General features: G+C 73.4%; 22 protein-coding genes (1 of these 22 running past the window's edge). 15 read left to right on the forward strand and 7 right to left on the reverse strand.

Going from position 1 to position 26867, the window contains the following annotated elements; all coding sequences use genetic code 11:
* Positions 1-16 precede the first annotated feature (16 nt).
* The 3 genes from ABZO31_RS24705 to eccE form a co-directional block, all read right to left on the reverse strand.
* Positions 17-3211, reverse strand: coding sequence for an SCO5717 family growth-regulating ATPase (locus ABZO31_RS24705; RefSeq protein ID WP_406863463.1), 3195 nt, complete (start codon positions 3209-3211; stop codon positions 17-19).
* A gap of 254 nt (positions 3212-3465) precedes the next feature.
* Positions 3466-4173, reverse strand: a complete 708-nt coding sequence (locus ABZO31_RS24710; protein ID WP_406863464.1) for a hypothetical protein — start codon at positions 4171-4173, stop codon at positions 3466-3468.
* A complete protein-coding gene (gene eccE / locus ABZO31_RS24715) occupies positions 4170-5510 on the reverse strand; it encodes a type VII secretion protein EccE (protein ID WP_406863465.1) in 1341 nt (446 codons plus the stop codon). Before eccE ends, ABZO31_RS24710 begins: the two co-directional genes overlap by 4 nt.
* Before the next feature lie 212 nt (positions 5511-5722).
* Between eccE and eccB the strand changes: the two genes are divergently transcribed.
* The 6 genes from eccB (at position 5723) to ABZO31_RS24745 (ending at position 11797) form a co-directional block, all read left to right on the forward strand.
* Positions 5723-7186, forward strand: coding sequence for a type VII secretion protein EccB (gene eccB, locus ABZO31_RS24720; protein ID WP_406863466.1), 1464 nt, complete (start codon positions 5723-5725; stop codon positions 7184-7186).
* Positions 7183-8349, forward strand: a complete 1167-nt coding sequence (mycP, locus tag ABZO31_RS24725; RefSeq protein WP_406863467.1) for a type VII secretion-associated serine protease mycosin — start codon at positions 7183-7185, stop codon at positions 8347-8349. The genes eccB and mycP overlap by 4 nt, the downstream gene beginning before the upstream one ends.
* A 19-nt stretch (positions 8350-8368) precedes the next feature.
* Positions 8369-8776, forward strand: coding sequence for a hypothetical protein (locus ABZO31_RS24730; RefSeq protein ID WP_406863468.1), 408 nt, complete (start codon positions 8369-8371; stop codon positions 8774-8776).
* 1308 nt (positions 8777-10084) lie between these two features.
* Positions 10085-11125 (forward strand): S8 family serine peptidase, encoded by a 1041-nt coding sequence (locus ABZO31_RS24735; protein WP_406865462.1) that lies wholly within the window; start codon positions 10085-10087, stop codon positions 11123-11125.
* A complete protein-coding gene (locus ABZO31_RS24740) occupies positions 11122-11472 on the forward strand; it encodes a hypothetical protein (protein ID WP_406863469.1) in 351 nt (116 codons plus the stop codon). The genes ABZO31_RS24735 and ABZO31_RS24740 overlap by 4 nt, the downstream gene beginning before the upstream one ends.
* Before the next feature lie 16 nt (positions 11473-11488).
* Positions 11489-11797, forward strand: coding sequence for a WXG100 family type VII secretion target (locus ABZO31_RS24745; protein WP_406863470.1), 309 nt, complete (start codon positions 11489-11491; stop codon positions 11795-11797).
* A 37-nt stretch (positions 11798-11834) separates the two neighbouring features.
* On the opposite strand, the gene ABZO31_RS24750 is transcribed toward ABZO31_RS24745, so the two are convergent.
* Both ABZO31_RS24750 and eccCa read right to left on the reverse strand, forming a co-directional pair.
* A complete protein-coding gene (locus ABZO31_RS24750; RefSeq protein WP_406863471.1) occupies positions 11835-12068 on the reverse strand; it encodes a DUF397 domain-containing protein in 234 nt (77 codons plus the stop codon).
* 121 nt (positions 12069-12189) lie between these two features.
* Positions 12190-16185: a type VII secretion protein EccCa gene (gene eccCa, locus ABZO31_RS24755; protein ID WP_406863472.1), complete on the reverse strand. Its 3996-nt coding sequence runs from the start codon at positions 16183-16185 to the stop codon at positions 12190-12192.
* Between the two features lie 194 nt (positions 16186-16379).
* On the opposite strand from eccCa, the gene eccD reads away from it, so the two are divergent.
* The 6 genes from eccD to ABZO31_RS24785 all read left to right on the forward strand — a co-directional run bounded on the left by eccD (position 16380) and on the right by ABZO31_RS24785 (position 23599).
* The gene (gene eccD, locus ABZO31_RS24760) at positions 16380-18020 is read left to right on the forward strand and encodes a type VII secretion integral membrane protein EccD (protein ID WP_406863473.1); all 1641 of its coding nucleotides are present in this window, start codon (positions 16380-16382) and stop codon (positions 18018-18020) included.
* 161 nt (positions 18021-18181) lie between these two features.
* Positions 18182-18472, forward strand: a complete 291-nt coding sequence (gene rpsO, locus ABZO31_RS24765) for a 30S ribosomal protein S15 (RefSeq protein ID WP_406863474.1) — start codon at positions 18182-18184, stop codon at positions 18470-18472.
* A gap of 278 nt (positions 18473-18750) precedes the next feature.
* The gene (locus ABZO31_RS24770) at positions 18751-20970 is read left to right on the forward strand and encodes a polyribonucleotide nucleotidyltransferase (protein WP_406863475.1); all 2220 of its coding nucleotides are present in this window, start codon (positions 18751-18753) and stop codon (positions 20968-20970) included.
* Positions 20967-22346, forward strand: coding sequence for a M16 family metallopeptidase (locus tag ABZO31_RS24775; RefSeq protein ID WP_406863476.1), 1380 nt, complete (start codon positions 20967-20969; stop codon positions 22344-22346). Before ABZO31_RS24770 ends, ABZO31_RS24775 begins: the two co-directional genes overlap by 4 nt.
* 40 nt (positions 22347-22386) lie before the next feature.
* Entirely contained in the window at positions 22387-23139 is a 753-nt protein-coding gene (dapB, locus tag ABZO31_RS24780) for a 4-hydroxy-tetrahydrodipicolinate reductase (protein WP_406863477.1), read from the forward strand.
* Between the two features lie 13 nt (positions 23140-23152).
* Positions 23153-23599 (forward strand): hypothetical protein, encoded by a 447-nt coding sequence (locus ABZO31_RS24785; RefSeq protein WP_406863478.1) that lies wholly within the window; start codon positions 23153-23155, stop codon positions 23597-23599.
* A gap of 36 nt (positions 23600-23635) precedes the next feature.
* Here the strand turns inward: ABZO31_RS24785 and ABZO31_RS24790 are convergent, their stop codons facing one another.
* Positions 23636-24184: a hypothetical protein gene (locus ABZO31_RS24790; RefSeq protein WP_406863479.1), complete on the reverse strand. Its 549-nt coding sequence runs from the start codon at positions 24182-24184 to the stop codon at positions 23636-23638.
* Between the two features lie 52 nt (positions 24185-24236).
* Complete coding sequence (locus ABZO31_RS24795; RefSeq protein ID WP_406863480.1) at positions 24237-24476, reverse strand: hypothetical protein; 240 nt, start codon at positions 24474-24476, stop codon at positions 24237-24239.
* Positions 24477-24633: 157 nt separating this feature from the next.
* Here ABZO31_RS24795 and thyX point away from each other — a divergent pair, with 157 nt between their 5' ends.
* The 3 genes from thyX to ABZO31_RS24810 form a co-directional block, all read left to right on the forward strand.
* Positions 24634-25374: an FAD-dependent thymidylate synthase gene (gene thyX, locus ABZO31_RS24800; RefSeq protein WP_406863481.1), complete on the forward strand. Its 741-nt coding sequence runs from the start codon at positions 24634-24636 to the stop codon at positions 25372-25374.
* Between the two features lie 208 nt (positions 25375-25582).
* Positions 25583-26482, forward strand: a complete 900-nt coding sequence (dapA, locus tag ABZO31_RS24805) for a 4-hydroxy-tetrahydrodipicolinate synthase (RefSeq protein ID WP_406863482.1) — start codon at positions 25583-25585, stop codon at positions 26480-26482.
* Positions 26483-26602: 120 nt separating this feature from the next.
* On the forward strand, positions 26603-26867 hold the 5' end (the start) of the coding sequence (locus tag ABZO31_RS24810; protein ID WP_406863483.1) for a ribonuclease J. The gene runs 1421 nt beyond the window's last position; 265 of the gene's 1686 nt are visible here — the first part of the coding sequence; its start codon is at positions 26603-26605; its stop codon lies off the right edge, out of view.

The raw sequence follows: 26867 nt of genomic DNA on the forward strand, positions 1-26867 counted from the left end.
CCAGACCCTTGAAGCCCTACTGCTGAGGGGCTGGCGGCGCCTGCGGAGGCTGCTGCTGCGGCCATCCGGCCGGCGGCACCGGGCCCTGTGACTCCGGCTGCGCGCCGGGGGCGGGCGGGGCGGCGGGCGCGCCGGGCTGACCGGGCTGGCCGGGAAGCGCCTGCCCGGGATGTCCGGGCTGCCCCAGGGGCGGCTGGCCCTGGTAGGGGGCGGCCGGAGGCTGGCCGGGGAGCTGCTGGCCGGGCTGGCCCGGGTACGGCTGACCCGGCATCGGCTGCGCACCCGGAGCGGGCTGCTGCCATGCCTGCGGGGGCTGACCGGGCTGCCCCGGCTGACCGGGCATCGGCTGGCCGGGGAGCGCCTGGCCGGGCATCGGCTGGCCCGGGGCGGCCTGCGGCGGCTGGCCGGGGACGCCGGGCTGCTGCCCGTACGGCTGCGGCTGCGGGGCGCCGTACGGCTGACCCGGCGCCGGCTGCTGCGGCGCGTACCCCTGCCCCATCGGCGGCTGACCGGGCTGTCCGGGCTGGCCAGGCTGTCCGGGCATGGGCTGGCCGGGCTGACCGGGCTGGCCGGGCATCGGCTGTCCGGGGACGGCCTGGCCCGGCATCGGCGGGGCCATGTGCGGCGGCATCTGGCCCTGCGGCGCGCCGGTCCACAGGCCCTGCGCCTGCTGGGCCCGCGCGAAGTCCTCGGCCACCATCGCCGACAGGTGGAAGTACGCCTCGCGGGTCTTCGGCCGCATCATGTCGAGGTCGACCTCGGCGCCGGCCGACAGGTGCTCGTCGAACGGCACCACGACGACCCCGCGGCAGCGGGTCTCGAAGTGCGACACGATGTCCTCGACCTTGATCATCTTGCCGGTCTCGCGGACCCCGGAGATGACCGTGATCGAGCGCTGCACCAGCTCCGCGTACCCGTGCGCGGAGAGCCAGTCCAGCGTCGTGGACGCGCTCGACGCGCCGTCGACCGAGGGCGTCGAAATGATGATCAGCTGGTCGGCGAGATCCAGTACCCCGCGCATGGCGCTGTACAGCAGACCCGTGCCGGAGTCGGTCAGGATGATCGGGTACTGCTTGCCCAGGACGTCGATCGCCCGCCGGTAGTCCTCGTCGTTGAACGTCGTCGAGACGGCCGGGTCCACGTCGTTGGCGAGGATCTCCAGACCGGACGGCGCCTGCGAGGTGAACCGGCGGATGTCCATGTACGAGTTGAGGTACGGGATCGCCTGCACCAGGTCACGGATGGTCGCGCCGGTCTCGCGGCGCACCCGGCGGCCGAGCGTGCCCGCGTCCGGGTTGGCGTCGATCGCCAGGATCTTGTCCTGCCGCTCGGTGGCCAGCGTCGCGCCGAGCGCGGTCGTCGTCGTGGTCTTGCCGACGCCGCCCTTCAGCGAGATGACCGCGATCCGGTAGCAGGAGAGCACCGGCGTGCGGATCAGGTCCAGCTTGCGCTGCCGCTCCGCCTCCTCCTTCTTGCCGCCCAGCTTGAAGCGCGCGGCCGCGCCGGGGATCCGGCTCGACTTGGGCTTCTGCTTGGCGTTGCGCAGCAGCCGGTCGGAGGACAGCTCGACGGCGGCCGTGTAGCCGAGCGGCGCGCCCGGCACGGAACGCTCGCGCTGGTCGTGCGTGACCGGCTGCGGCCAGGCCGCCCCGGTGCGCGGGTCGATCGGCTGGGCGGGGGCGTTCGGGTCCTGCGGCTGACCGGGCACGCCGGGCTGCGGGAAGCCGTAACCGGGCTGGGGGGCCGGGGCGTTGCCCTCGGGACCCTGCGGCGGCTGCGGGACCTGACCGGCCTGCGGGGGCAGCGGCTGGCCGGGCTGACCCGGCTGGTGCGGCTGCGGGAAGCCGTAACCGCCCTGCGGTGCGGGCGCGTTGGCGTCCGGGGCCGGAGGAAGCGCGGGGTTCTGCGCCGGGGCCGGCAGCGGCGTGGCGCCGCCCAGCCCCTGCGGCGGAACCGGCGGCACGGGCTGACCGGGAGGCACGGGCTGACCGGGCTGCACCGGCTCGTTCGGCTGCGGGAAGCCGTAGCCGCCCTGCGGAGGTACGGGAGCGGGCGCCCCGCCCGGCTGCTGCGCCGGCCACGCCGGTACGGGCGCGGGGGCCTGCGGCGGCACCTCGGCGGAGGGCTGCCCGGGCTGCGGGAAGCCGTAACCGCCGCCCTGCGGCGCGGGGTTCTGCGCCGGTACGGGCAGCGCCGACTGGTCGCTGCTCGGGGCGGACGCGGGCCACTGCGGCGCGCTCGACGGGGTCGCGTTCTGGAAGGCCGGCGGCAGCGGCGGCAGGCCGCCGCCCCCCGGGGCGGGCGCGAAACCGCCCGGCAGCGCGGGCAGTCCGCCCTGCGGCGGAGCCGGCGGCACGACCACGCCCGGCGCTCCGTCGCCGGCCGGCATCGGGCCGGCGGGCGGCAGCGCGGGCAGCGCGTCGTTCGGTACGGCATCGGCCGGTACGGCGTCGCCGGGCACGGCGTCGGCCGGGATCGCGTCGTTCGGCACGGCGTCCTGCGGCTCCGCGTCGGCGGGCACCGCGTCGTTCACCGGGGCGTCGGCCGGTTCGCCGGACACGGCGTCGGCGTCCGCGTCGGCAGCGGCCGACGCGTCCGTGTCGCCGGACCCGTCCTCGTCCCGGTCGTTGTCTATGGCGGAGCCCTCGTGCGCGGCCGACGCGTCGTCGTCGTTCCTCACGAGCGCGTCGCCCGCCTCGTCCGCGGTGTCGGCCTCAGCGGCGGCAGCGGCCTTGGCCGCCTCGCGGGCCTCGAGCTCGGCCATCTCCTTCTTCAGCGCGCCCGGGGAGAAACGCATGGTCGCGTTGCTCTCCACGTCGCCCGAGCCGAACGGGTCCGAGAGCACCGGCACCGACGGCATCTCCGGCGCCACCGGCTGCGGCGGCTCACCGCCGGGCACGGGCGCGGCGGACGCCTCCGGCGCGGGCGGCGCCGGGGGAGCCCAGTTGGGCTCGAAGCCGCCGCCGGCCGGCAGACCGGGCACGCCCACCGGCGCGCCCGAGTGCGGCGGAGGCGGCGGGTTCACGCCACCGGCCGCGGCAGCGGCCCCCGCGCCCGCTGCCCCGGCGTCCCCCGACGCGTTCTGCGTGTACCAGGCCGGCGGGGTGTAGTCGATGGTGAACTCACCCGACACCTCGCCGGGCTCCGCGTCGGACTGACCGTCGGGCGGTGGGTTCCAGCCCGCCCGGATCTCGTCGCGATCGCCGTTCACTTTGCCTCCTGGTGTGGTCGAGCACCGTTGTGCTTCTTGAGCGGGGCGACCGTTCCATGTTCCGGTCCGGTCCGGATCCGCCCGGCTCCCGCACCCCTCCACCCTAAACGTCAAGGGTGTCAGTGCGGCAGGGCAGCCGGTCCGCCGGGTTCTGTCCCGGACATGACCGTGACCACACCGTCGCTCCCGGGTGACCTCGGCGTGGTCCGCGACGGCCAAGGGGACCGGTCGGGACCGGTGGGGATCGGTCGGGATCAGTCCATCCGGCGTGCGACGCCCAGGAGTCCGGACTCCGCGTCCGTCGGCCGCGTCATCACCAGCTGCCGGTCGCGCGGCGTGCACCACAGGGTCACGCCGTCGGCCAGCGTCGACAGCGCCTCGGCCTCGACGCCCGGAACACCCATGATCCGACCGATCTGTTCCGCTTCGCCCGGAGCGACCCGTTGCACCCCGACGAGTGCGGACTTCCGCATCAACGCCGGTGCGACGGGACTCACATACGGCAGCAGCGTCAGCACCGCCTGCCAGGGCGCGGCCGCGATCCGCCCGCGCGGCGGCCGCGTGCCGCAGTCCCGCACCACGACCACGGGACGCCCCGCCGACGCGCCCGACGGCGGCACCCGCCCCACCTCGTGCACCGTCACCCACGGTTCGCCGCCGCCCGCCCGCGCCAGCGTCTCCCAGGCCGCCGTACGGCCCGTCTCCACGACGACCCGCGTCCCCGCGCCGACCGCCCGCAGCGCCAGCACCTGCGCCGTCCACAGACCGCCGACGAGCGTGATGTCGTACGGGGACGGCCGGTTGAGGCCCAGTACCGCGGGCCCGCCGTCCGGGTCCACCCCGATCACCACGCCGTCGTCGCCCAGCGGCAGCGTCAGCACGTCCAGCCGGTCCACGGGTACGGCGTGCCGCCCGCGCCGCGGTCCGACGAGCCCGCGCCCCCCGCCGGCCGGCCACCTCATCGCGCACCGCCCAGCGGCAGCGTCGCCAGCACACCCGGCGCCTGCTCGCGGTCGAGGCGTACGAGCCCGACGCGCATCCCGCGCGCCGCCCGCTCCAGTTCGTGCCGCGCCGCGAGCAACTGCGCCTCCCCGCGCCCTGTGACCCGCACATGCCCGGCCACGGTGACCTCCCGCCGGTCGTCGCCGCCGCTCAGCGTGAGACTGAACGTCGTCGCGGCGGCGGGCGCCGAGGCCAGCAGGGCCGCGAGCCGCGGCGTCGCCGTCCCGTCCAACTGCGGCCAGCGGCCCACCCAGTACGTGGTGTGCCGGCTGTCGTCGCAGTGCCAGGTCCGCGTGGTCTCCCGGGTCCGCGGGGCCCGCGCCCGTCCCCGTACCGGCTCCGCCAGAGCCCGCGCGTCCGCGCCGGCCGACGTCGCGAGCGCCGCCGTCAGCTCCCGCTCGGTGAGCACCGTGGCGCGGAACCCCGCCCCGGCGAGGCGGCTCTCCAGCCGGTCCGCGGCCCGCACGACGCAGCGCTGCGCCCCGGGCAGTCCGCCGCCGCGCGCCGCGACGGCCTCGGGGCAGAGCTCCGGGTCGAGCTTGAGCGCGATCCAGGTGACGCGGAGGGACGGAGCGCCCGTGAGCGCCTGCAGGGGCGCGTAGTTGCGCGCGGCCAAGGAGCCGCCGGAGCTCTCGTCGCCGAGGGGCGCGGGCTGCGTGTGCTGCACGATCTGCGCCGACTCCAGCCGGATCCCGTCGGCGTCCAGGGCCTCCTGCACCAGGCCGACGGGCAGGGGCCGGACGGCCCGCTCCCGCCGCAGGGCGGTGTCGTCCGCCTCCACGCGGACCACGGCGGTCAGGAACGTCCCGTCGCCGATCAGCCCGACCGGCCGCCGCTCGCGCGCGGAGTCGCCGGCCGCCTCGCCGAAGGAGTACGTGCGCAGCGCCGGTTCGAGTTCCACGACCGGGACGAGCCCCGGGTCCGTCCCCGCCGGCACGGCGGCCGTCGCCGCCCGCCGGGTCCGGGCCCGGAACGCGAGGACCGTCGCCAGCCACTCCGGCAGCGCGCGCTGCCGCCGACGGGCCACGGCGAGGACGACGAGCATCCCCGCGACGACGCCCGCGGGCACGAGCAGCAGCGGTCCGACGGTCCAGGCCACCAGCAGTACGGCGGCGGCGAGTTCGACGAGGACGAGCTGTTGCAATCGGAACGAGCCGGGCCGCCCGGGTCGCCGGGCAGGACTCGGGACGACGCCGCGCGGGGAGGTCGGCGGGGCGTCCGGCCGGACCGGCGGCACGGTGTCCGGGCCGGTCCGTGGCGCAGTTGCGCCCGGCCGCGCCCGTGTCGCGAAAGCCATGCCGAATCCCCCGATTTCGTCCCGATCACCCAGGCCCGCCAGGGCCCTTGACGGCCCGGTCACCGTACCCGCCCCGCGCGGTGCGCCGGTCGGAGGGCATAGTAGGGGCCCGGCACCGTCGGCGGGCGCGGCACGGACCTGCGGGAGACGACGCCGAGGGGGACGCGGCGCAGCGGCGGCGAGAACGCGGCGGAGACGGGGAACGGGGACCCATGGCGGCACGGCGGGACGAGCTCAGCGCGTACACCTTTGCGAAGAAGCGCACCCTGGCGGCATTCCTCCGCCCTTCCCCCGCCGGTACGGACGAGGGCGCGCCCGCCCCGCTGCGCGCGGTGGTCCCGGGCCTCGTCACGGCCGCGCTGCTGCTCGCCGGCTTCGGTGCGTGGGGCATGCTCGCGCCCAAGGCCCCCAAGGGCTGGGACACTCCGGGCACCAAGGTGGTCGTCGGCAAGCAGTCCACGACCCGGTACGTCGTCCTGACGACCGGCCGCGGCGCGAACCGCCGCACCCTCCTCCACCCCGTCCTCAACCTCGCCTCGGCCCGGCTGCTGCTCGACCCGCGCGCCTACGACGTCGTCCACGTCGACGACGAGGTCCTCGACGCGGGCCGCCCGCCCCGCGGTCCGATCCTCGGCATCCCGTACGCCCCCGACCGGCTGCCCACCCCGGACGAGGCGGGCCGCGCGAAGCGCTGGGCGGTGTGCGCCCAGCCCGGCGGCGGGGGCGCGCGGGGCACCGTCCAGAAGGCCGCGTTCGTCCTCGCGGAACGCGACTTCGCCCGCACCGAGGGGAAGGACCGCAGACTCGCGCCGGGCGAGGTGCTGTACGTCAAGGGCCAGAAGGGCGCGCTGCGTTACCTGGTCGACGACACCGGAACGAAGTACCTCGTACGCGGCGCCCCGGGTGACGCCGATGGTGGCGCCGCTGGTGGGGCCGACCCTCTCGCCACCGTCCTGGTGGGCGTCAACCGGGAGCCCCAGCCCGTGACGGACGACTGGCTGGCCACCCTGCGCACCGGCAGCCCCGTCGACTTCCCCGAACTGCCCGGCCGGATCGGTGCGCCCGCGGGCGTCGGCGGCGGACTGAGCCCGACGGAGGACCGCGTCGGCATGGTGCTGCGCTCCGGCACCGGCGCGGGCCCGCAGCAGTACGTCGTGCTGCCCGGCAGGGTCCGGCCGGTCAGCGACTTCACGGCGTGGCTGCTCATCAACTCCCCGCAGGCCCAGCCCCTCGACATGGACGGCCGCCCGACGGAGGCCGGCGTCGCGGACTTCCCGGCCGACCCCACGGCGTTCGGCGCGGAGCTGCGCTGGCCGACGAGCCGGGTCCGGCAGGTCAACGCCGTGGACGGCGAAGGCGCGCGCGACACGGTGTGCAGCGTCCTGCGCGGCGGGAAGACGCTGTCGGTGTGGGCGGGCCCGGACTACCCGGCCGAGATCTCCCCGGCGGGCCCGGCGACGTACGTGACCCCGGGCACCGGCGTGCTGGCGGACTCGGGCGGTTCCCTCTTCCTGGTGACGGACACGGGACTGCGGTACGCGGTACGGAGGAACGAGCAGATCCGGCTGGGCTACGAGGAGGTGACCCCGGTCCGCGTCCCGCCGGCCTGGTCGGACTTCCTGTCGCAGGGCCCGCGCCTGGACACGGACGCGGCACGACGCGAGCAGGGCTCGTGACGAGGGCGGTGGGGGCGCTGGCGGCAGCGCTGATCGTGGGACTGGTACCGGCACCGACAACGACATCGGCACCGGTGACGACCGACCCGACCGGCAACGGCACGTGCAGATTCCCCGGCCGGCTGACGGAAGGCACCCCGTGGCCCCTCCAGCGCGTCCTGCTGGACGAGCTGTGGCAGGACACGAAGGGCAAAGGGGTGCGGATCGCGGTCGTCGACACCGGCGTGGACGACGTGAACCCCCAACTGCGCCTGGCGGTGGACGCGTCCGCGGGCAAGGACCTGGTGGGCACGACGGACGGCACGGTCGACGAGGCGGGCCACGGCACCAAGGTGGCCGGCATCATCGCGGCGCGCCCGTACGCGGGCACGGGCTTCGTGGGCCTGGCGCCGGAGGCGACGATCATCCCCGTCCGGCAGACGGACGGCCGCAGCAGCGGCGCGGCCGACGCGATGGCGGAGGCGATCGACCACGCGATCGCGCAGGGCGCGGACGTCGTCAACATCTCGCAGGACACGTCCCGCCCGCTGACCGCGGACTCCCCGCTGGGGCGGGCGGTGGCGCGCGCGGTGGCGGCGGACGTCGTCGTGGTCGCGTCGGCGGGCAACGACGGCAAGGACGGCCGGGCCAGGAACACGTACCCGGCGGCGTTCCCGGGCGTGCTCGCGGTGGCGGCGTCGGACCGCAACGACGAGCGTGCCGCGTTCTCGCAGGCGGGCGGCTTCGTCGGGGTCGCGGCGCCGGGCATCGACATCGTCTCGACGGTGCCGGGCGGCGGCCAGTGCGTGGACAGCGGCACGAGCTTCTCGGCGCCGTACGTGGCCGGGGTGGCGGCGCTGCTGCGCGCCAAGTACCCGCAGTGGAAGGCGTCGCAGGTCGTCGCCCGCATTCAGGAGACGGCGACACGGGAGGGCACGGGCCGGGACGACGCGCTGGGCTGGGGCGTGGTGGACCCGGTGCGCGCGCTGCGGGGCGCCGAGCGGGGCCCCGACGAGGCGCGCCCGCTGGCGGACCCGGCCCCGCTGGGCGCGGGCGAGGAACGCCGGTCCCGCGAGCTGCGCCTGGCCACGTACGCGGTGGCGGGTGGCGGGCTGCTGGTGGCCCTGGTGGCGTCGGTGTGCAAGGTGCTGGCGGACGGCAGGCGGCGACGAAGGGCCGCCTGACCTGGCTACGGTGACCGCTGTGGTGAACGAATTACAGGTCGGCGCGGTGACCCTGCAGGGCTTCCGGACGCGCATCGAACAGCTGCTCAGCGAACTGGACCGCTCGCCGGCGAACCCGGACCGCGTGGCGGACAGCCGTGTGGCGGGGGACGCGTACGGCCGGGGCTTCGCGGCGGCGACGGAACTGCACGGCTCGTACGCGAAGGTGCGGGCGCGGATGGAGGCCCTGTCCCGCACGTTCGGCGACACGATCGAGTCGATGGGCATCGCGATCCAGATCGCGGACCGGGGCTATGCGGAGGTCGACGACGACCTGAAGCGCCGCTTCGCCGAACTCCAGCGGCGGGCGCGGGAACAGTACGCGGAGGGAGCCCCGCCGGTGCCGGCGAGAGGCACGGACACGGTCGCGACGGGTGGCTTCAGGTAGCCGGGCGATGCGCGAGGAATTCGACGGAGCGTCGCTGGACGCGCTGCACGCGATGATCGCCTTCGCCCGTCCGGGTGAACTCTCGACGACGGGCGAGGCGCTGTCGAAGGCGGCGCCGAAGCTGGCGGAACTGGCGAGGGACCTCCGCCACGCCATCGCCCGCGTGTCGTGGGACGGCGCGGCGGGCGACGCGTTCCGCACCTGGGGCGCGGACCTGGTCACCCAGACCCTCCTCCTGGGCGACTACACCCAGACGGCCGCCACCGAACTGACCCGAGCCGGCCAGGCCCTACGGGAGGCCCAATCAGCCCTCCCCAAGCCCACAGGCCACTGCCACGCAGACCCGGCCCAGGAAGCGGCGAGAGTCGCGTCGGAGACGGGCCCCAAACTCCAGGAAGCCATCCGCCAGATGGAACGCCTGTCGTCGTACTACCGGGTGGCGAAGGAGCACTTGGACGCAGCGAAGGAACCACGGTTCCGCCCGATTGCCAACACCGGCGTCGATGAGATGGAGCGACCGTTCACCACTTCGAGTGATGGTGCTGTGAGCGGGTCTGCGACGCCGTCGACGACATCGACGGGGCTGTCGCCCAGGGATGAATTGTCCCCGACAAGGTCCGCGCCCTGGGCACCTGTGGGACATGTAAACGAGCCGTACACGTCCGCGGGACAGACGAGGCTCAACTCCGCCTCCGCAGGGGCGGCTGCACCTTGGGAGTCCGCTGCGCCGCCGATTGGCGCTGCAGGGCAGGCTCCCAGCGAATCCCACTGGGTGGGGCCCATGCCTGCGGCGCTCGGCCCCAGTGACCCGCATGGCGCTGCGCGCCCCGCGACCAGAGGAGTTGCGGTCGGTACGAGTTCATCCCCTCGAGCCGTCGCCCCATCTCCTGGAGGGCCGTGGAGGCCCATAGGCACTGTCATCGGCGTAGAGGGGCCGGCCCCTCTACCGAGTGCACCGTCGAACTTCCCGAGTTCAGGTGCCGGTCGCCGACTGCCGAATCTGCCGGACGGCGGCCAAACCAGCCAGTTGCGATCGGCACATAGCCCCGGCAGTCCGGGCTTCGTGCCCCCGATCGCCCCCTTGTCCAGCGTCGCGGAGCGACGTACATCTGCCGGGCGCCCGGCCTATCTGACGGAGGACGAGGAGACGTGGACGCAAGGCCAGCGGAAAGTCGTGCCGCCCGTCATCGATTAAGAGTCCCCGTGACTCGCCGATGGATCGCCTTCCTGATCGCTGCGTTGGTGCTTGCGGCAGCTCCCCCGTTGCGGGCCGACGAGATGCGCACGCAGCAGTGGTACCTCGACGCCATGCAGTCGGCACAGGTGTGGAGAGTCGCTACAGGGGACGGCATCACCGTCGCGGTTGTCGACACCGGCGTCGACTCAACCGTGTCCGAGCTGCGCGGCAAGGTACTTCCGGGGCACGACTTCTACGAGGGGCGGGGCCGAGGGCGTACGGATGGCGACGACACAGAGCGTCACGGCACAAACATGGCCCTGGCCATCGCGGGCAGAGTCGATGAACGTGGTGTCACCGGCATCGCACCAGGAGCGAGGATCCTCCCCATCCGGGTCGGGGACAAGCACAACTTCGGCATCGCGAGGCCTGCGGCGGAAGGCATTCGCTACGCCGTCGACAACGGCGCAAAGGTCATCAACATCTCCATGGCCGGCACCGCCCGCCCCACCGACCGCCCCGCATGGCAAGCCGCCGTCGACTACGCCCTCCGCAAAGGCGCGATCGTCTTCGCCGGTGCCGGTAACGACGGGAGCGGGGTCCCGCAGTACCCCGCCGCGATCCCCGGCGTCGTCGCCGTCGGCGCGCTCGGGCGGGACGGGACGCGGGCGGGGTTCTCGAACCACGGGGACCACCTCGCGCTCGCCGCGCCCGGCGTCGACATGCCCGGCCGCTGCACCGCGGACAAGGCCGAGTACTGCGCCTTCGACGGGACGAGCCACGCCACCGCCATCGCCTCCGCCTCCGCCGCGCTCATCTGGTCCGCGCACCCGGAGTGGACCGGCAACCAAGTGCTGCGCGTCATGCTGCAGACGGCCGGGCACGTCGGGCCTGTGCCCAGCAGGTTCATCGGGTACGGCTCCGTCCGCCCCGCCCAGGTCCTCCTGGAGGGCAAGGGGGACCCGGGGGACCCCGACCTGCACCCCCTGCTCGACGCCCGCGCGAGCACCCCGCCGGCACCGGCGACAGCGGCCCCCGCCAAGCCCCTCGCCGAACAGCCCCCCGACCGCTTCCCCCTCCGGACCGCGGCCCTCACCGCCGTCGCCACCGCCGGCGGCCTGCTCGTCCTCCTCCTCTTCCTGCGACACCGCCACCCCAAGGAGCGCCCATGACCACCCCCGCCGCCGGCTTCGGGCTCGCCGACGATCCCGTCGTCCAGGCCAAGAACAAGATCATGGAGACCGGCACCGCCGTCAGCCGTCAGGCCCGCGAGCTCGCCGACATCCTCGAGACCTGCAGCGCGGGCTGGACCGGTGTCGGGGCCATCGGCTTCAAGCAGGCGCAGTCGCGGCTGAACGACGACCACGACACCATCCGCCGCCTCCTCGGGGTCCTGCTCCACGCCGTCGGCGAGACGAAGAACCTCAGCAACGCCAACGACGACGACGTCCGCCGCGCCTTCGCGTCCGCCCGAATCGCCGGCCCCAGCGCAGGCAACTCCGCCCTCAACGGCCTCTAGAACCCCGGGAGCCCCCATGTCCGGCATCGACCAGAACACCGTCGTCCGCTACGGCAGCGTCCAGGAGATCGCCAACCGCATCCGCGCCGTCTCGCGCAACATCGTCCAGGACCTCGAGGAGATGGACACCGCTCTCCGCATCGTCACCGGCACCTGGGACGGCGAGGCGTACCGCGAGTACGAGATCCTGCAGCGCAAGTACAAGAAGCGGGCCGAGGACATGCGGGCCCGCCTCGACTCCGTCGCCCGCATCGTCGAGCAGGGCAAGGACAGTTACCGCTCCACCGACCTCAAGGCGTCCCGCCTCTTCACCGAGGCTCATTGAGAGGGCAGGGGGAGGGGCCCGCCCGGGGCCCCCTCCCTCACCTCAGGTCGAACTCGCCGTCCTTCGCGCCCAGCACGAACGCCGTCCACTCCGCCTCCGTGTACCGCAGCACCGTCTCCGGGTCCAGCGACGACCGCATCGCCACCGCCCCGTCCGGCAGGTACGCGATCTCCACGCGCTCCTCCTCGGGGCTGGTCCCGGGCGCGCCGTGCCACTCCACGCCGCTGATGTCCAGCGCGTACAGCTCGTCCTTCTCCTGCTGAGTGCCCATCCCGGCAGCCGTCCCCTTCGTCGTACGCACGACGCGACACCGCGTCGCCTCGATTATCGGCGCTCCGATCCTGCCCCATCCCCGCTCACCCGGAACTCCTCCCACCGGCGCCCCACACCCCCTAAGATCCGCTCCCCACCGGCTGCCATCCCGTCTGCACCAGCCGCGTCCCGCCCCGCCGCGCCACGAACAGTCCCCGCCCCGCCGGCATCGGACGCGGCCGGGCCGAGCCGAGGAGTTCGCCCTCCGACGGATCGCCCGAAAGCAGCACGCCCTGCGCGCCGAGCTCCTTCATCCGCTGCAGGAACGGCTCGTACAGCGCGCGCGACGCGCCCGCCGTGCTCCGCGCGACGACGAAGCGGACGCCCGCGTCACGGGCGAACGGCAGGCAGTCCGCCAGCGGGCCCAGCGGATTGCCCCCGCTGGTCGCCACCAGGTCGTAGTCGTCGACGAGGACGAACACCTGCGGGCCCGACCACCAGCTCCGGTCCCGCAGCTGCGCCGGCGTGACGTCCGCCGGCGGCCTGCGCCGCTCGAAGACGCCGGCCAGCGCCTCCATGTGCGTCCGCAGCGCGTCCGCCGTCGGCGCGTACTCCAGCAGATGGCTCTCCGGCACCTCCCCGAGCAGCGTCCGCCGGTAGTCCCCGACCACGATCGCCGCCTCGTCCGGGGCGTACCGCTCCGTGATCCGCCGCGCGATCAGCCGCAGCAGGTTCGTCTTCCCCGACTCGCCGTCGCCGAGGACCAGGAAGAAGGGGTCCGTCCCGAAGTCGACGAAGACCGGCGCCAGGTCCGTCTCGGCCAGCCCGAACGCCACCCCCTTCGCCGGGAACTCGAAGCCCTTCGGCAGGCGTTCCGCAGGCAACCGCTGCGGCAGCAGCCGTACCGCGGGGGCGGCCGGACCCGTCCACGCGTCCCGCACCGCCGCCACCAGCTCCGCGGCCTCGTCCGACCACTCGTCCGGGACCGCGCCCGTCACCGGCGCCGCCGCCATGAAGTGCAGCTTCTCCGGCACTTGACCCCGCCCCGGCACCCCCGCCGGCACGTTCTCCGCGACCCGCCGGTCGAACTCCGAGTCCATGACGTCCCCGAGCCGCAGCTCAAGCCGGCCCAGCAGCTGGTCCTTGATCCCGGCCCGGACCTCCATGTACCGCGAGGCCGTCAGCACCACATGGACGCCGTACCCGAGCCCCCGCGCCGCCAGGTCCGCGACCACCGGCTCCAGCGCCTCGTACTCGCTCCGGAACGCCCCCCAGCCGTCCACGACCAGGAACACGTCCCCGTACGCCTCGTCCTGGAGCGCCCCCGCCGCGCGCTGCCGTCGGTACGCGGCCATCGACTCGATGCCGCCCGCCCGGAACAGCTCCTCGCGCCGGTCCAGTACACCGACGACCTCCGCGACCGTCCGCCGTACCCGCTCGGGGTCGAGCCGCGACGCCACCCCGCCCACGTGCGGCAGTTCCGCGAGCCCCGCCAGCGCGCCGCCGCCGAAGTCGAGCGCGTAGAACTGCGCCTCGCGCGGCGTGTGCGTCAGCGCGAACGACGCGACCAGCGTCCGCATCAGCGTCGACTTGCCCGACCGCGGGCCGCCGACCACCAGCATGTGGCCCGCCGCACCCGAGAAGTCCCGGTACAGCACCTCGCGCCGCTGCTCGAAGGGCTTGTCGACCAGGCCCAGCGGCACCGTCAGCCCGCCCGGCCGTGTGTACCGCGTCGCCGTCAGGCCCCGCTCCTGCGTCCGCGCGATCCCCGGCAGCACCTGGTCCAGTGCCGGCGCGCGGTCCAGCGGCGGCAGCCACACCTGGTGAGCCGGCACCCCCTGCCCCTCGAGGCCGCGCGCCACCACGTCCAGCACGGTGTCCGCGAACGCGTCGTCGACATCGACATCGGCATCGGCGTCGGGATCGCCCTCGGGCACCGGAGCGGGGTGCCGGACGTCCCCCGAGCGCTCCGGTACCGCCACGGTCCCCGCCGTGAACAGCGCGGCCGTCCGTGCCGCACCTCCGTCCGCCGCCGGCTCCCGACGCGCCGCCGGTCCGTACGGCCCCGACACGTACGCCGCCTTGAACCGCACCAGCTCGTCCGTGCCGTGCTTCAGGTATCCCGACCCCGGCACCGACGGCAGGTGGTACGCGTCCGGCACGCCCAGCGCCGTGCGGGACTCCGCCGCCGAGAAGGTGCGCAGCCCGATCCGGTACGACAGGTACGTGTCGAGGCCGCGCAGCCGGCCCTCTTCCAGGCGCTGCGAGGCCAGCAGCAGATGAACCCCCAGCGAGCGGCCGATCCGGCCGATCTGGATGAACATGTCGATGAACTCCGGCCTGGCGCTGAGCAGTTCGGAGAACTCGTCGATCACCAGGACCAGCGAGGCCAGCGGCTCCAGGGCCGCGCCCGCCGCGCGCGCCCGCTCGTAGTCGTGGATGCCGGCGTAGTTGCCGGCGGCGCGCAACAGCTCCTGGCGGCGCTGCAGTTCGCCGCGGATCGCGTCGCCCATGCGGTCGACCAGGGTCAGGTCGTCGGCGAGATTGGTGATCACCGCGGCGACGTGCGGCAGCCGCGCCAGGCCCGCGAAGGTCGCGCCGCCCTTGAAGTCCGCCAGGACGAAGTTCAGCGTCTCGGACGGATGCGTCACCGCGAGGCCGAGGACCAGCGTGCGCAGCAGCTCCGACTTGCCCGAGCCGGTCGCGCCGACGCACAGGCCGTGCGGGCCCATGCCGTCCCGCGCCGCCTCCTTCAGGTCCAGCATCACCGGCTGCCCGTCCTCGCCGACCCCGATCGGCACCCGCAGCCGCTCCGCCGCCGCCCGCGGCCGCCGCGAACGGGCCGCCAGGTCGGCGGCGGCGCCCGCGTCGTCCAGGCCGAGCAGCTCGGCGAAGTCCAGGTCGGCGAGCAGCGGTTCGTCGTCGTCCCCGCCGCCCGTCCGCAGCGGGGCGAGCCGCCGGGCCAGCGCCTCCGCGGCCGTCGGCGAGATGCCGTCCGGCACGCCCTCGTACGCGACGCCCTGCCCCGAGTCGAGCCGCAGCAGCCCCGGCCGCACCTCCGCCGCGAGCCCGCCCGAGCGCCACGGCTCCGCGCCCTCGCCCAGGGACACCACCGTCACGCCCTGCAGACCCTCCGCGCCCGCGCACAGCGAGTCGTGCGGTGCCACGGCCCCGTCGAGGACCACCACGACGTGGGGGCGGTCGAGGAGCGGCGCCGCGTCCCGGCCGAACCGGGGACGTCCGTCGAGCCGTCCCGCCGACCGCAGGACCTCCTCCACCTCCCCGAGGTCGTCCCCGAACAGCCGTCGGGTGCCCGCCCCGTCGAGCAGCCCGGGGGCCTGCGCGTGCGGCAGCCACTTCACCCAGTCCCACAGCGGCGCCGTGCCCCGCCCCGCCACCACCGCGACCACCAGGTCGTCGGGGGAGTGCAGCGTCGCCAGCTGGCACACCAGCGCCCGCACCGCCGCCCGCGCCGCCTCCGGCTCGCCGGACACCGTCAGCCGTGGGAACGCCCGCAGAGCCACCGCCACCGGCAGCCCGTCCAGCGCGCCGTGCACCGCGAGGAACTGCCGCATCGCGCCCGCGCACAGCGGCTCCAGCTCGTCCACCGGCGCGGTGTCCGGCGCGACCAGCGGCGTGGCGAGCCGCTGCGCACCCAGCCCGATCCGTACCTGCCCGAAGTCCGGGTCCCCGGGCCGCCGTTCCCACAGCCGTGTGCCCTCCGCCGCCACCGCCCACAACTGCTCGGGGTCCGGGTGCAGATACAGCTGGGCGTCGCGCTGCCGCTGCGCCGTCCCGCGTACCGTACGGCGAAGCCGCGCCAGATACGCGAGGTAGTCGCGGCGCGCCTCCGCCGTCTGCCCGTGCGCGCCGCCCCGGTGGCGCACCCACTGGGCGATCGCCGTGGCGACCGTCGACACGACCATGAGCACACCCATGACCCGCATGAACGGATGCGCGCCCGGCAGGAAGAAGAACACCGCGGACGAGCCCATGCCGAGCAGCGGCAGCAGCTGCATCAGCAACGACTCGCGCTCCTGGCGGGGGAGTTCCGGCGGCGGCTGGAGGAGCAGCTCCCCGCCGGGGATCTCGGGCGGGAACGCCCTCGGCGGACGCTTGACCACGATCTGGCTCACCGGAGCATCAATCCCTCGTGAATCCCTCGTGCTTGGCGTGCGGAGACGAGACGGTGATCCTACTGACCGGCCCGCGCACCGCCCCCCGGTAGGGTGGCGCGCGCAACGTGCGCGACCGCGAACGACCGTGAACGACAGCGGACGTCGTCGACGGCGGCGGAAGCCCGCGAACGACCGCGAACCAGGGGGCCGCAGTGAGTACGACCGCACCGACCGGCCGCGCCGGCGGCACCGGCCGCACCGGCCACGCCCATCCCTCCGGCCACTTCTCCCACGCCGGCTCCGGCTACTGCCGGGTCACCGTCGTCGCCCCGGACGGCCGCGTCGACGTCGCGCTCCCGGCCGACCTCGCCGTCGCCGAGGTGTACCCCGAGGTCCTGCGCCTCGTCGGCCGCCCGCAGCCCGCGGGCACGCCCACCGGCCACCAGCTGGTGCGCGTCGACGGCACCGTCCTCGACGGCGCGCGCACCCTCGCGGAGCAGCGGGTCCTCGACGGCGAGCTGCTCGCGCTCCGCCCGTTCGCCCAGTCCCTGCCGCCCGCGGTCTTCGACGACGTCGCCGACGCGGTCGCCTCCGCCGTCACCCGCGACCGCCGGCTCTGGGGCCCGCGGGCGCTGCGCGCAGCCGGCCTCGGCGGGGGCGTCCTGCTGCTCGTCCTCCTCGCCCCGGTCCTCTGGTACGCCGAGCCGGTCCGGCACGACATGCACGGCCTGCCCGGGCTCGTCGCCGGCGTCCTCGGCGTCCTGCTGACCGCCTTCGCCGGCGTCCGCGCCCGCGTCTACGAGGACCCGGGCTCCGCCGTCGCGGCCGGTCTGGCCGCGCTGCCGCTGCTGCTGCTCGCCGGCTCGGGACTCGTCGCACCGCATGCGGGGGAGGGCCCGGGCCGGCTGCAGTTCCTGCTGGGCTGCGTGACCGTCCTCGTCGCCGCCGTCGTCCTGGTGGCGCTGCTGCCGGACGGCGACGCGCCCTTCGTCGCGGCCGTCGCGCTCGCCGCGACCGGCACCCTGGCCTCCTTCGCCGCGATCCTGACCGGCGCGTCCGGCACCGCGGCCGCCGCCGTCTGCGCCCCGGCCGCGATCGGCCTCGTCGCCTTCCTGCCCGGCCTGTCCGCCCGCTTCGCCCGCCTCCCCGTCGCGCATGTCTCCCCGCGCGCGGCGACCGCCCCGTACGCCGGGGCACCCCTGCACGCCCCCGGCGCACCTCCGTACACCCCTCTCACGCCTCCGTACATCCACGGCCCGGACCCGTACGCCCACCCCCACGGCACCGACCCGTACCCCGACCGCACCGCGTACGGCCCGGTCCCCTCCACCGCCCCCGTCGCCCCGCTCGGCCTCCCCGTCGACGCCGAGCGCATCGCCCGCCGGGCCCGCCGCGGCCACGAGCTGCTGCTCGGGCTGCTCGGCGGCTGCGCCGGCGTCGTCGTCGGCGCTGCGGCCCTGCTGAGCCTCGCCCCCGACGCGGGCGCCTGGTCCCGGCTGCTCGCGCTGGCCGCCGGCCTCGCACTCCTGCTGCGGGCCCGCCTCTTCCGCCGCACCGCCCAGGTCGCCTGCGCCCTCGCCGCCGGGCTCGCCGTCCTCGTCCTGCTGATCACCGGTCTCGCCCTGGACCTGCCCGCCGACCAGCCGGAGATCCGTACCGTCTGGCTGACCGCGGCCGTCGCCGCCGGCGCGGCCCTGGTCACGGCCGTCGGCCTGATCGTCCCGGCGAGGGACCTCTCGCCGTTCTGGGGGCGGGTCACCGACCTCGCCGAGGGCGCGGTGCTGCTGAGCCTCGTACCGCTCTGCCTCGCCGTCCTCGACCTGTACGAGGCCGCCCGGTCCCTGACGACCTGAGACAGGCTGGTACGCTGTGTGACGGCCGTTTGTGTACGCGCTTCCAGAGGTCCCTCCGGGAGCAGCGCTCATCGCGCCTTCGCCTCCGAGTCACGGAAGCCCCCCTGAGACGCAGACCAGGGGCACTCGTGGGCGCATCGAATCACTCAAGAGGAGTACGCGTGGCTCTCGACGCCGCTACGAAGAAGCAGATCATGGCCGAGTTCGGCACCAAGGAGGGCGACACCGGCTCCCCCGAGGTCCAGGTCGCGATGCTGTCCCGCCGCATCTCTGACCTGACCGAGCACCTCAAGGCCCACAAGCACGACCACCACTCCCGCCGTGGTCTGCTGATCCTGGTCGGCCAGCGCCGCCGCCTGCTGCAGTACCTGGCCAAGAAGGACATCCAGCGCTTCCGTACGCTGGTCGACCGCCTCGGCATCCGCCGCGGTGCGGCCGGCGGCGCCAAGTAAGACGCTGTGAAGGGAGCGGTTCCCACTTTCAGGGGGCCGCTCCCTTTGCTGTACGTGCGCAAAGTGCCCACTGGCAATTAGTCTGGTCACACAACGCCACAACTCGCGCGAGAAGCAGCCGGCACGCCGCCGGTCCTCGGTAGTGGCCCCCGGACCCTCATCCCCGGGTGCTTCGATCGAAGACCGGCCCGCCATGAGAGCGCTTCTCCCGCACCGTCCCGCGCCACACGGGCACGCGGACGGGAAAGACGAAAAAGACGACGTAGGAGAAATCGCTAGTGGAGAACGAGACCCACTACGCCGAGGCCGTGATCGACAACGGCACCTTCGGCACCCGCACCATCCGCTTCGAGACGGGCCGCCTGGCCCGTCAGGCCGCCGGTTCCGCCGTGGCCTACCTGGACGACGACACCATGGTGCTGTCGGCCACCACCGCTTCGAAGAAGCCCAAGGACCAGCTCGACTTCTTCCCCCTGACGGTCGACGTCGAGGAGCGGATGTACGCGGCCGGCAAGATCCCCGGCTCCTTCTTCCGCCGTGAGGGCCGGCCCTCCGAGGACGCGATCCTCACCTGCCGCCTGATCGACCGCCCGCTGCGCCCGTCCTTCAAGAAGGGCCTGCGCAACGAGATCCAGATCGTCGCGACGGTCATGGCGCTCAACCCCGACCACCTGTACGACGTGATCGCGATCAACGCCGCGTCCGCGTCCACCCAGCTGGCCGGTCTGCCCTTCTCCGGCCCGATCGGCGGCGTCCGCGTCGCGCTGATCAACGGCCAGTGGGTCGCGTTCCCGACCCACACCGAGCTCGAGGACGCCGTCTTCGACATGGTCGTCGCCGGCCGTGTCCTGGAGGACGGCGACGTCGCGATCATGATGGTCGAGGCCGAGGCCACCGAGCAGACGATCCAGCTGGTCAAGGGCGGCGCCGAGGCGCCGACCGAGGAGGTCGTCGCCGCCGGTCTCGAGGCCGCGAAGCCCTTCATCAAGGTCCTGTGCAAGGCGCAGACCGACCTCGCCGCCAAGGCCGCCAAGCCCGAGGGCGAGTTCCCGGTCTTCCTGGACTACCAGGACGACGTCTTCGCCGCCCTCTCCGACGCCGTCCGCGGCGAGCTGTCCCAGGCGCTGACCATCGCGGGCAAGCAGGAGCGCGAGGCCGAGCTGGACCGCGTCAAGGAGCTCGCCGCCGAGAAGCTGCTCCCGGCCTTCGAGGGCCGCGAGAAGGAGATCTCCGCCGCGTACCGCTCCCTGACCAAGGCCCTGGTGCGCGAGCGCGTCATCAAGGACAAGGTCCGCATCGACGGCCGCGGGATCACGGACATCCGTACCCTCGCCGCCGAGGTCGAGGCGATCCCGCGGGTCCACGGTTCCGCGCTGTTCGAGCGTGGCGAGACCCAGATCCTGGGCATCACCACCCTCAACATGCTCCGCATGGAGCAGCAGCTGGACACCCTCTCCCCGGTGACCCGCAAGCGCTACATGCACAACTACAACTTCCCGCCGTACTCCGTCGGTGAGACCGGCCGCGTGGGCTCGCCCAAGCGCCGCGAGATCGGCCACGGTGCGCTCGCCGAGCGCGCCATCGTGCCGGTGCTGCCGACCCGCGAGGAGTTCCCGTACGCGATCCGCCAGGTGTCCGAGGCCCTCGGCTCCAACGGCTCGACGTCCATGGGCTCCGTCTGCGCCTCCACCATGTCGCTGCTGAACGCCGGTGTGCCGCTGAAGGCCCCGGTCGCCGGTATCGCCATGGGTCTGATCTCCCAGGAGATCGACGGCCAGACGCACTACGTCGCCCTCACCGACATCCTCGGTGCGGAGGACGCCTTCGGCGACATGGACTTCAAGGTCGCCGGTACGAAGGAGTTCGTCACCGCCCTCCAGCTCGACACCAAGCTGGACGGCATCCCGGCCTCCGTCCTGGCCGCGGCCCTCAAGCAGGCCCGCGACGCCCGCCTCCACATCCTCGACGTGATGATGGAAGCGATCGACACCCCGGACGAGATGTCCCCCAACGCCCCGCGGATCATCACCGTGAAGATCCCCGTGGACAAGATCGGCGAGGTCATCGGCCCCAAGGGCAAGATGATCAACCAGATCCAGGAGGACACCGGCGCCGAGATCACGATCGAGGACGACGGCACCATCTACATCGGTGCCGCCGACGGCCCGGCCGCCGAGGCCGCCCGCGCCACGATCAACGGCATCGCCAACCCGACCATGCCGGAGGTCGGCGAGCGCTACCTGGGCACGGTCGTCAAGACCACCACCTTCGGTGCGTTCGTCTCCCTGCTCCCGGGCAAGGACGGCCTGCTGCACATCTCGCAGATCCGCAAGCTCGCCGGTGGCAAGCGCGTGGAGAACGTCGAGGACGTGCTGCCGGTCGGCTCCAAGGTCCAGGTCGAGATCGCCGAGATCGACCAGCGCGGCAAGCTCTCCCTGATCCCCGTGATCGCGGACGAGGACGCCGCTGAAGGCGACAAGGACGACACCGACAAGTGACGTCCCGTAGTTCCGTGACGACGGCCCGCCCCTCTTCGGAGGGGCGGGCCGTCGCCCGTACCCAAACACTGCTCAAGGGCAAGGACGGCATCGGCACCGTCCGCCGCACCACCCTCCCCGGCGGCCTGCGGATCGTCACCGAGACGCTGCCATCCGTCCGCTCCGCCACCTTCGGCATCTGGGCGCACGTCGGCTCGCGCGACGAGACCCCGGTCCTCAACGGCGCCACGCACTACCTGGAGCACCTCCTCTTCAAGGGCACCCGCAGGCGGTCCGCCCTCGACATCTCCGCCGCGATCGACGCGGTCGGCGGCGAGATGAACGCCTTCACGGCGAAGGAGTTCACCTGCTACTACGCCCGGGTCCTCGACACCGACCTGCCGCTGGCGATCGACATCGTCTGCGACATGCTCACCGGCTCGCTGATCCTCCCCGAGGACGTGGACGCCGAGCGCGGCGTCATCCTCGAGGAGATCGCGATGACCGAGGACGACCCGGGCGACGTCGTCCACGACCTGTTCGCCAAGACGATGTTCGGCGACACCCCGCTGGGCCGCCCGGTCCTCGGCACCGTCGACACCGTCGAGGGCCTCGACCGTGACCGGATCGCCCGCTTCTACAAGAAGCACTACGACCCGACGCACCTGGTCGTCGCCGCCGCCGGCAACGTCGACCACGCCACGGTCGTCCGCCAGGTCCGCCGCGCCTTCGAGAAGGCCGGTGCCCTCGGTCGTACGGACGCGGTCCCGATCGCCCCGCGCGACGGCCGCCGTGCCCTGCGCACCGCGGGCCGCGTCGAGCACCTGAACCGCCGCACCGAGCAGGCGCACGTCGTCCTCGGCATGCCGGGCCTCGCCCGCACCGACGACCGTCGCTGGGCCCTCGGCGTACTGAACACCGCCCTCGGCGGCGGCATGTCGTCCCGGCTGTTCCAGGAGATCCGCGAGAAGCGCGGCCTGGCGTACAGCGTGTACTCGTACACCTCCGGCTTCGCCGACTGCGGCCTGTTCGGCGTGTACGCGGGCTGCCGCCCCAACCAGATCCACGACGTGCTCGGGATCTGCCGGGAGGAGCTGTACAAGGTCGCCGAGCACGGCATCACGGACGAGGAGCTCACCCGCGCCATCGGCCAGCTCTCCGGCTCCACGGTCCTCGGCCTGGAGGACACCGGCGCGCTGATGAACCGCATCGGCAAGAGCGAGCTGTGCTGGGGCACCCAGATGTCCGTGGACGACATGCTCGCCCGGATGGCCGCGGTGACCCCGGACGACGTGAAGGCGGTGGCGGCCGACATCCTGGGACAGCGTCCCTCGCTGGCGGTCATAGGGCCGCTGAAGGACAAGCAGGCGGCACGCCTGCAGGAATCGGTCGCGTAGGCCCTCACGGGGCCTCGCGGGAACGAAGAGAGTCGGAGCGATGAGCAAGCTGCGCGTGGCGGTACTCGGCGCCAAGGGCCGGATCGGCTCGGAGGCCGTACGGGCCGTCGAGGCCGCCGAGGACATGGAACTGGTCGCGGCCCTGGGCCGGGGCGACGGACTGGAGACCCTCACGGAGACGGGTGCCCAGGTCGTGGTCGAGCTGACCACCCCGGACTCGGTGATGGCGAACCTCGACTACTGCGTGAGCCGCGGCATCCACGCCGTCGTCGGCACCACCGGCTGGAACGAGGAGCGCCTCGCGCAGCTGAACACCTGGCTCGCGGCCTCCCCGCAGACCGGTGTGCTCATCGCCCCGAACTTCTCCATCGGCGCGGTCCTCACCATGAAGTTCGCGCAGATCGCGGCCCCGTACTTCGAGTCCGTCGAGGTCGTCGAACTGCACCACCCGAACAAGGTGGACGCCCCCTCCGGCACCGCCACCCGCACCGCCCAGCTGATCGCCAAGGCCCGCGCCGAGGCCGGGCTGGGCCCCCAGCCCGACGCCACCGCGACCGCCCTGGACGGCGCGCGCGGCGCGGACGTCGACGGCGTCCCGGTGCACGCGGTACGCCTGCGGGGCCTGCTGGCCCACCAGGAGGTGCTGCTCGGCGGCGAGGGCGAGACGCTGACGGTCCGTCATGACTCGCTGCACCACAGCAGCTTCATGCCGGGCATCCTGCTCGGCGCGCGCCGCGTGGTCACCACTCCGGGCCTCACCTTCGGCCTCGAGCACTTCCTGGACCTGGGCTGAGGCGGACGGCGTCATGGGCGGAAAGATCACGTACTTCTTCCTCGCCACCGTGCTGGTGCTCGTCTTCGGCGTGGTGGCGATGGAGGGCGTACTGCTCCTGCTGACCGGGGAGCCGGCGGCGATGGGCATGGGCGCGGTGGCGTTCCTGCTGCCCGGGGTCGGCGCGTGGTTCCTCTGGCAGAACACCCGGTTCGCGCGCCGCGCGCACCGGCTGGCGGCGGAGCTGGAGGCCGAGGGCGGGCTGCCGGTCGACGACCTGGCCCGTACGCCGGGCGGCCGGATCGACCGGGACGCGGCGGACGAGGTCTTCGCCCGCCGCAAGGCTGAGACGGAGGACTCCCCGGACGACTGGCGCTGCTGGTTCCGCCTCGCGGTCGCCTACCACGACGCCCGCGACACCCCTCGGGCCCGCAAGGCGATGCAGCGGGCGATCACGCTGCACGGGGGCGGTACGGCGTAAGGAGCGCGGGGCCCCACCGGGCCCCGACGGGGGTCCTCAGCGCGCTTCTGCGTACTCCGCGTTCCACGCCTCGATCGTGTCCGCGGCGCGGTCGAACGCCTCGATGCGGGAGAGGAAGTCGGCGTTGTGGTCGGTGAGCAGCGGCAGCTGCTCACCGTTCGGCCGTACGTACACCAGCGCCTGGCCCTGCACCGTGCGCGGCAGGCCCAGCCAGCGCACCGGCTGCTGCACGGTGCGCAGACCGCTGACCTGCTGCCACGGCACGGTCGAGGTGGAGAGCATCCGCACCTGCCGCAGACCGTTCCGGCTCACCCACGCACCCACCCGGAGCAGCCGCAGCGCGGCGGCGATGATGAGCGTGGCGAGGCCGAAGGTGACGCCCGCGCCGGGCACCGCCCCCGCGGCAGCGATGATCACAGCCGCGAGCAGCACGAACGAGGCGAGCAGCAGCGCGAGCGCGGCCGTGCCGACCCGCCACGGACCGGGCCGGTACGGCCGGCGCCAGGTGTCGTGGTCGTCGAAGGGCAGCGCGATGTCGTCGTCGGCGTCGAAAGCGCGGTCGGCCGTCAGAAAGGGCAGGGGCACGACAGGTCCTCACTCACAAGCACGTTCGGTGGCTGTGCCCGGTGAGGCTACCTCAGCGGCCGTCGGACGCTTCGGACTGTGCCTGACGGGCGGGGGACTGGCCGGTCTCGAGGGCCGGCATCCCGAAGAGCAGCGAGCCGACGAGACCCGCCACGACGGTCAGCCCGATCAGCGTACGGCCCAGTAGCTGGGAGGGCCGCAGACGCTCCCGGGGCGGCGGAGTGACGTTACTGCGGAAGCTGTCGGCCTCGGCGACGAACGCGAACGGTACGGCTTCCCTGCGGCGCAGCATGGTGGGCCACTCTCCTTGTCTCTGTACGGGCGTCATCGGTACAGACGAGCGAAGGGAGGTGTTGGTGCCGTTTTTTCATCAAAGCGGCCGAATCTCATCCTCGAGGAGGACGTCGCTAGAGTGGGCGACTGCAAAGGCCAGCCCGGAAGGACCGCAGGTGACCGACACCCCCGCAGAGAACGTCAAGATCGACCTGAGGAGCGACGTCACCGTCGAGCTGGTCAAGAGCGCGGCCTCGGACTCCGACGTCCTGTGGGCGGCCCGGGTGTCCACGGCGGGCGAGCAGTCCCTGGAGGAGCTCCAGAAGGACCCGGAGCGCTCCAAAGGCCTGATCAACTACCTGATGCGGGACCGTCACGGCAGCCCCTTCGAGCACAACTCGATGACCTTCTTCATCAGCGCCCCGATCTTCGTGTTCCGCGAGTTCATGCGGCACCGGGTGGGTTGGTCGTACAACGAGGAGTCGGGCCGCTACCGGGAGCTGCAGCCGGTCTTCTACGTGCCCGACGCCTCCCGCAAGCTCGTCCAGGAGGGCCGCCCGGGCAAGTACGTCTTCGTCGAGGGCACCCAGGCCCAGCACGAGCTCGTCGGCCGGGCCATGGAGGACTCGTACCGCGAGGCGTACGGGACGTACCAGGAGATGCTCGCCGCCGGCGTGGCCCGCGAGGTCGCCCGCGCCGTGCTGCCGGTGGGCCTGTACTCGTCCATGTACGCCACCTGCAACGCGCGCTCCCTGATGCACTTCCTGGGTCTGCGCACCCAGCACGAGCTGGCCGCGGTGCCGTCGTTCCCCCAGCGGGAGATCGAGATGGTCGGCGAGAAGATGGAGGAGCAGTGGGCCCGGCTGATGCCGCTCACGTACGCGGCCTTCAACAAGAACGGCCGCGTCGCTCCGTAGGACCGTACGAACCGCACGCCCCGTCCCTTGGGGCACAGATGTCCGATCAGTCACGAGAAGTGTCCGGATTGCGACGTTTCACGAAGTTCATCTAGGCTGATCAAACGGACCCGGCACTGCTTGAACCCCCGAGCAGGCAGTGCCGGGCTCCCCTTCACACGTCCCCCGAGGGGACACCGTGCGCTGAGCAGCGAGTAGCGTGTTACCCATGGCTCCGATCTCCACTCCGCAGACCCCCTTCGGGCGGGTCCTCACCGCCATGGTCACGCCCTTCACGGCTGACGGCGCACTCGACCTCGACGGTGCCCAGCGACTCGCCGCCCATCTGGTCGAGGCCGGCAACGACGGCCTCGTCGTCAACGGCACCACCGGCGAGTCCCCCACGACCACCGACGCGGAGAAATCGCAGCTGGTACGCGCCGTCCTGGAGGCCGTGGGCGACCGTGCCCACGTCGTCGCCGGCATCGGCACGAACGACACCCACCACAGCATCGAGCTGGCCCGTACAGCCGAGCGTGACGGCGCCCACGGCCTGCTCGCGGTCACGCCGTACTACAACAAGCCCCCTCAGGAGGGCCTGTACCGGCACTTCTCGGCCATCGCCGACGCCACCCAGCTCCCGGTGATGCTGTACGACATCCCCGGCCGCAGCGGCGTCCCGATCGAGACCGAGACCCTCGTCCGGCTGGCCGAGCACCCCCGGATCGTCGCCAACAAGGACGCCAAGGGCGACCTCGGCCAGGCCAGCTGGGCCATCGCCCGCAGCGGGCTCGCCTGGTACTCCGGCGACGACATGCTCAACCTCCCGCTGCTCTCCGTCGGCGCGGTCGGCTTCGTCTCCGTGGTCGGCCACGTCGTCTCCCCGGACCTCCGGGCCCTGCTCGACGCCCACCTCAACGGGGACGTCCAGAAGGCCACGGAGATCCACCAGAAGCTGCTCCCGGTCTACACGGGCATGTTCCGCACCCAGGGCGTCATGACCACCAAGGCCGCCCTCGCCCTCCAGGGACTCCCGGCCGGCCCGCTGCGCGCGCCGCTCGTCGAGCTCTCCGCCGAGGAGACCGCCCGGCTGAGGCTCGATCTGGCCGCCGGCGGGGTACAGCTCTGAGTACAGACTTCACAACTGAATAAATGATCTACGGATCACGACTGACACCAAGCAAGTGCACGAATGTCACGCGCGCCACGTGCCCGAGCGGTACGTGGCGCGCGTGGTGAGGAGAGTCTTTTGAGTCATCCGCACCCTGAACTCGGCGCCCCGCCGAAGCTTCCCGAGAACGGCCTGCGCGTCACCCCGCTCGGCGGGCTCGGCGAGATCGGCCGGAACATGACCGTCTTCGAGTTCGGCGGCCGTCTGCTGATCGTCGACTGCGGCGTGCTCTTCCCCGAGGAGGAGCAGCCCGGCATCGATCTGATCCTGCCGGACTTCAGCACCATCCGGGACCGCCTCGACGACGTCGAGGGCATCGTCCTGACCCACGGCCACGAGGACC

Source organism: Streptomyces solicamelliae (genome assembly GCF_045348655.1).
GTDB lineage: Bacteria > Actinomycetota > Actinomycetes > Streptomycetales > Streptomycetaceae > Streptomyces > Streptomyces solicamelliae.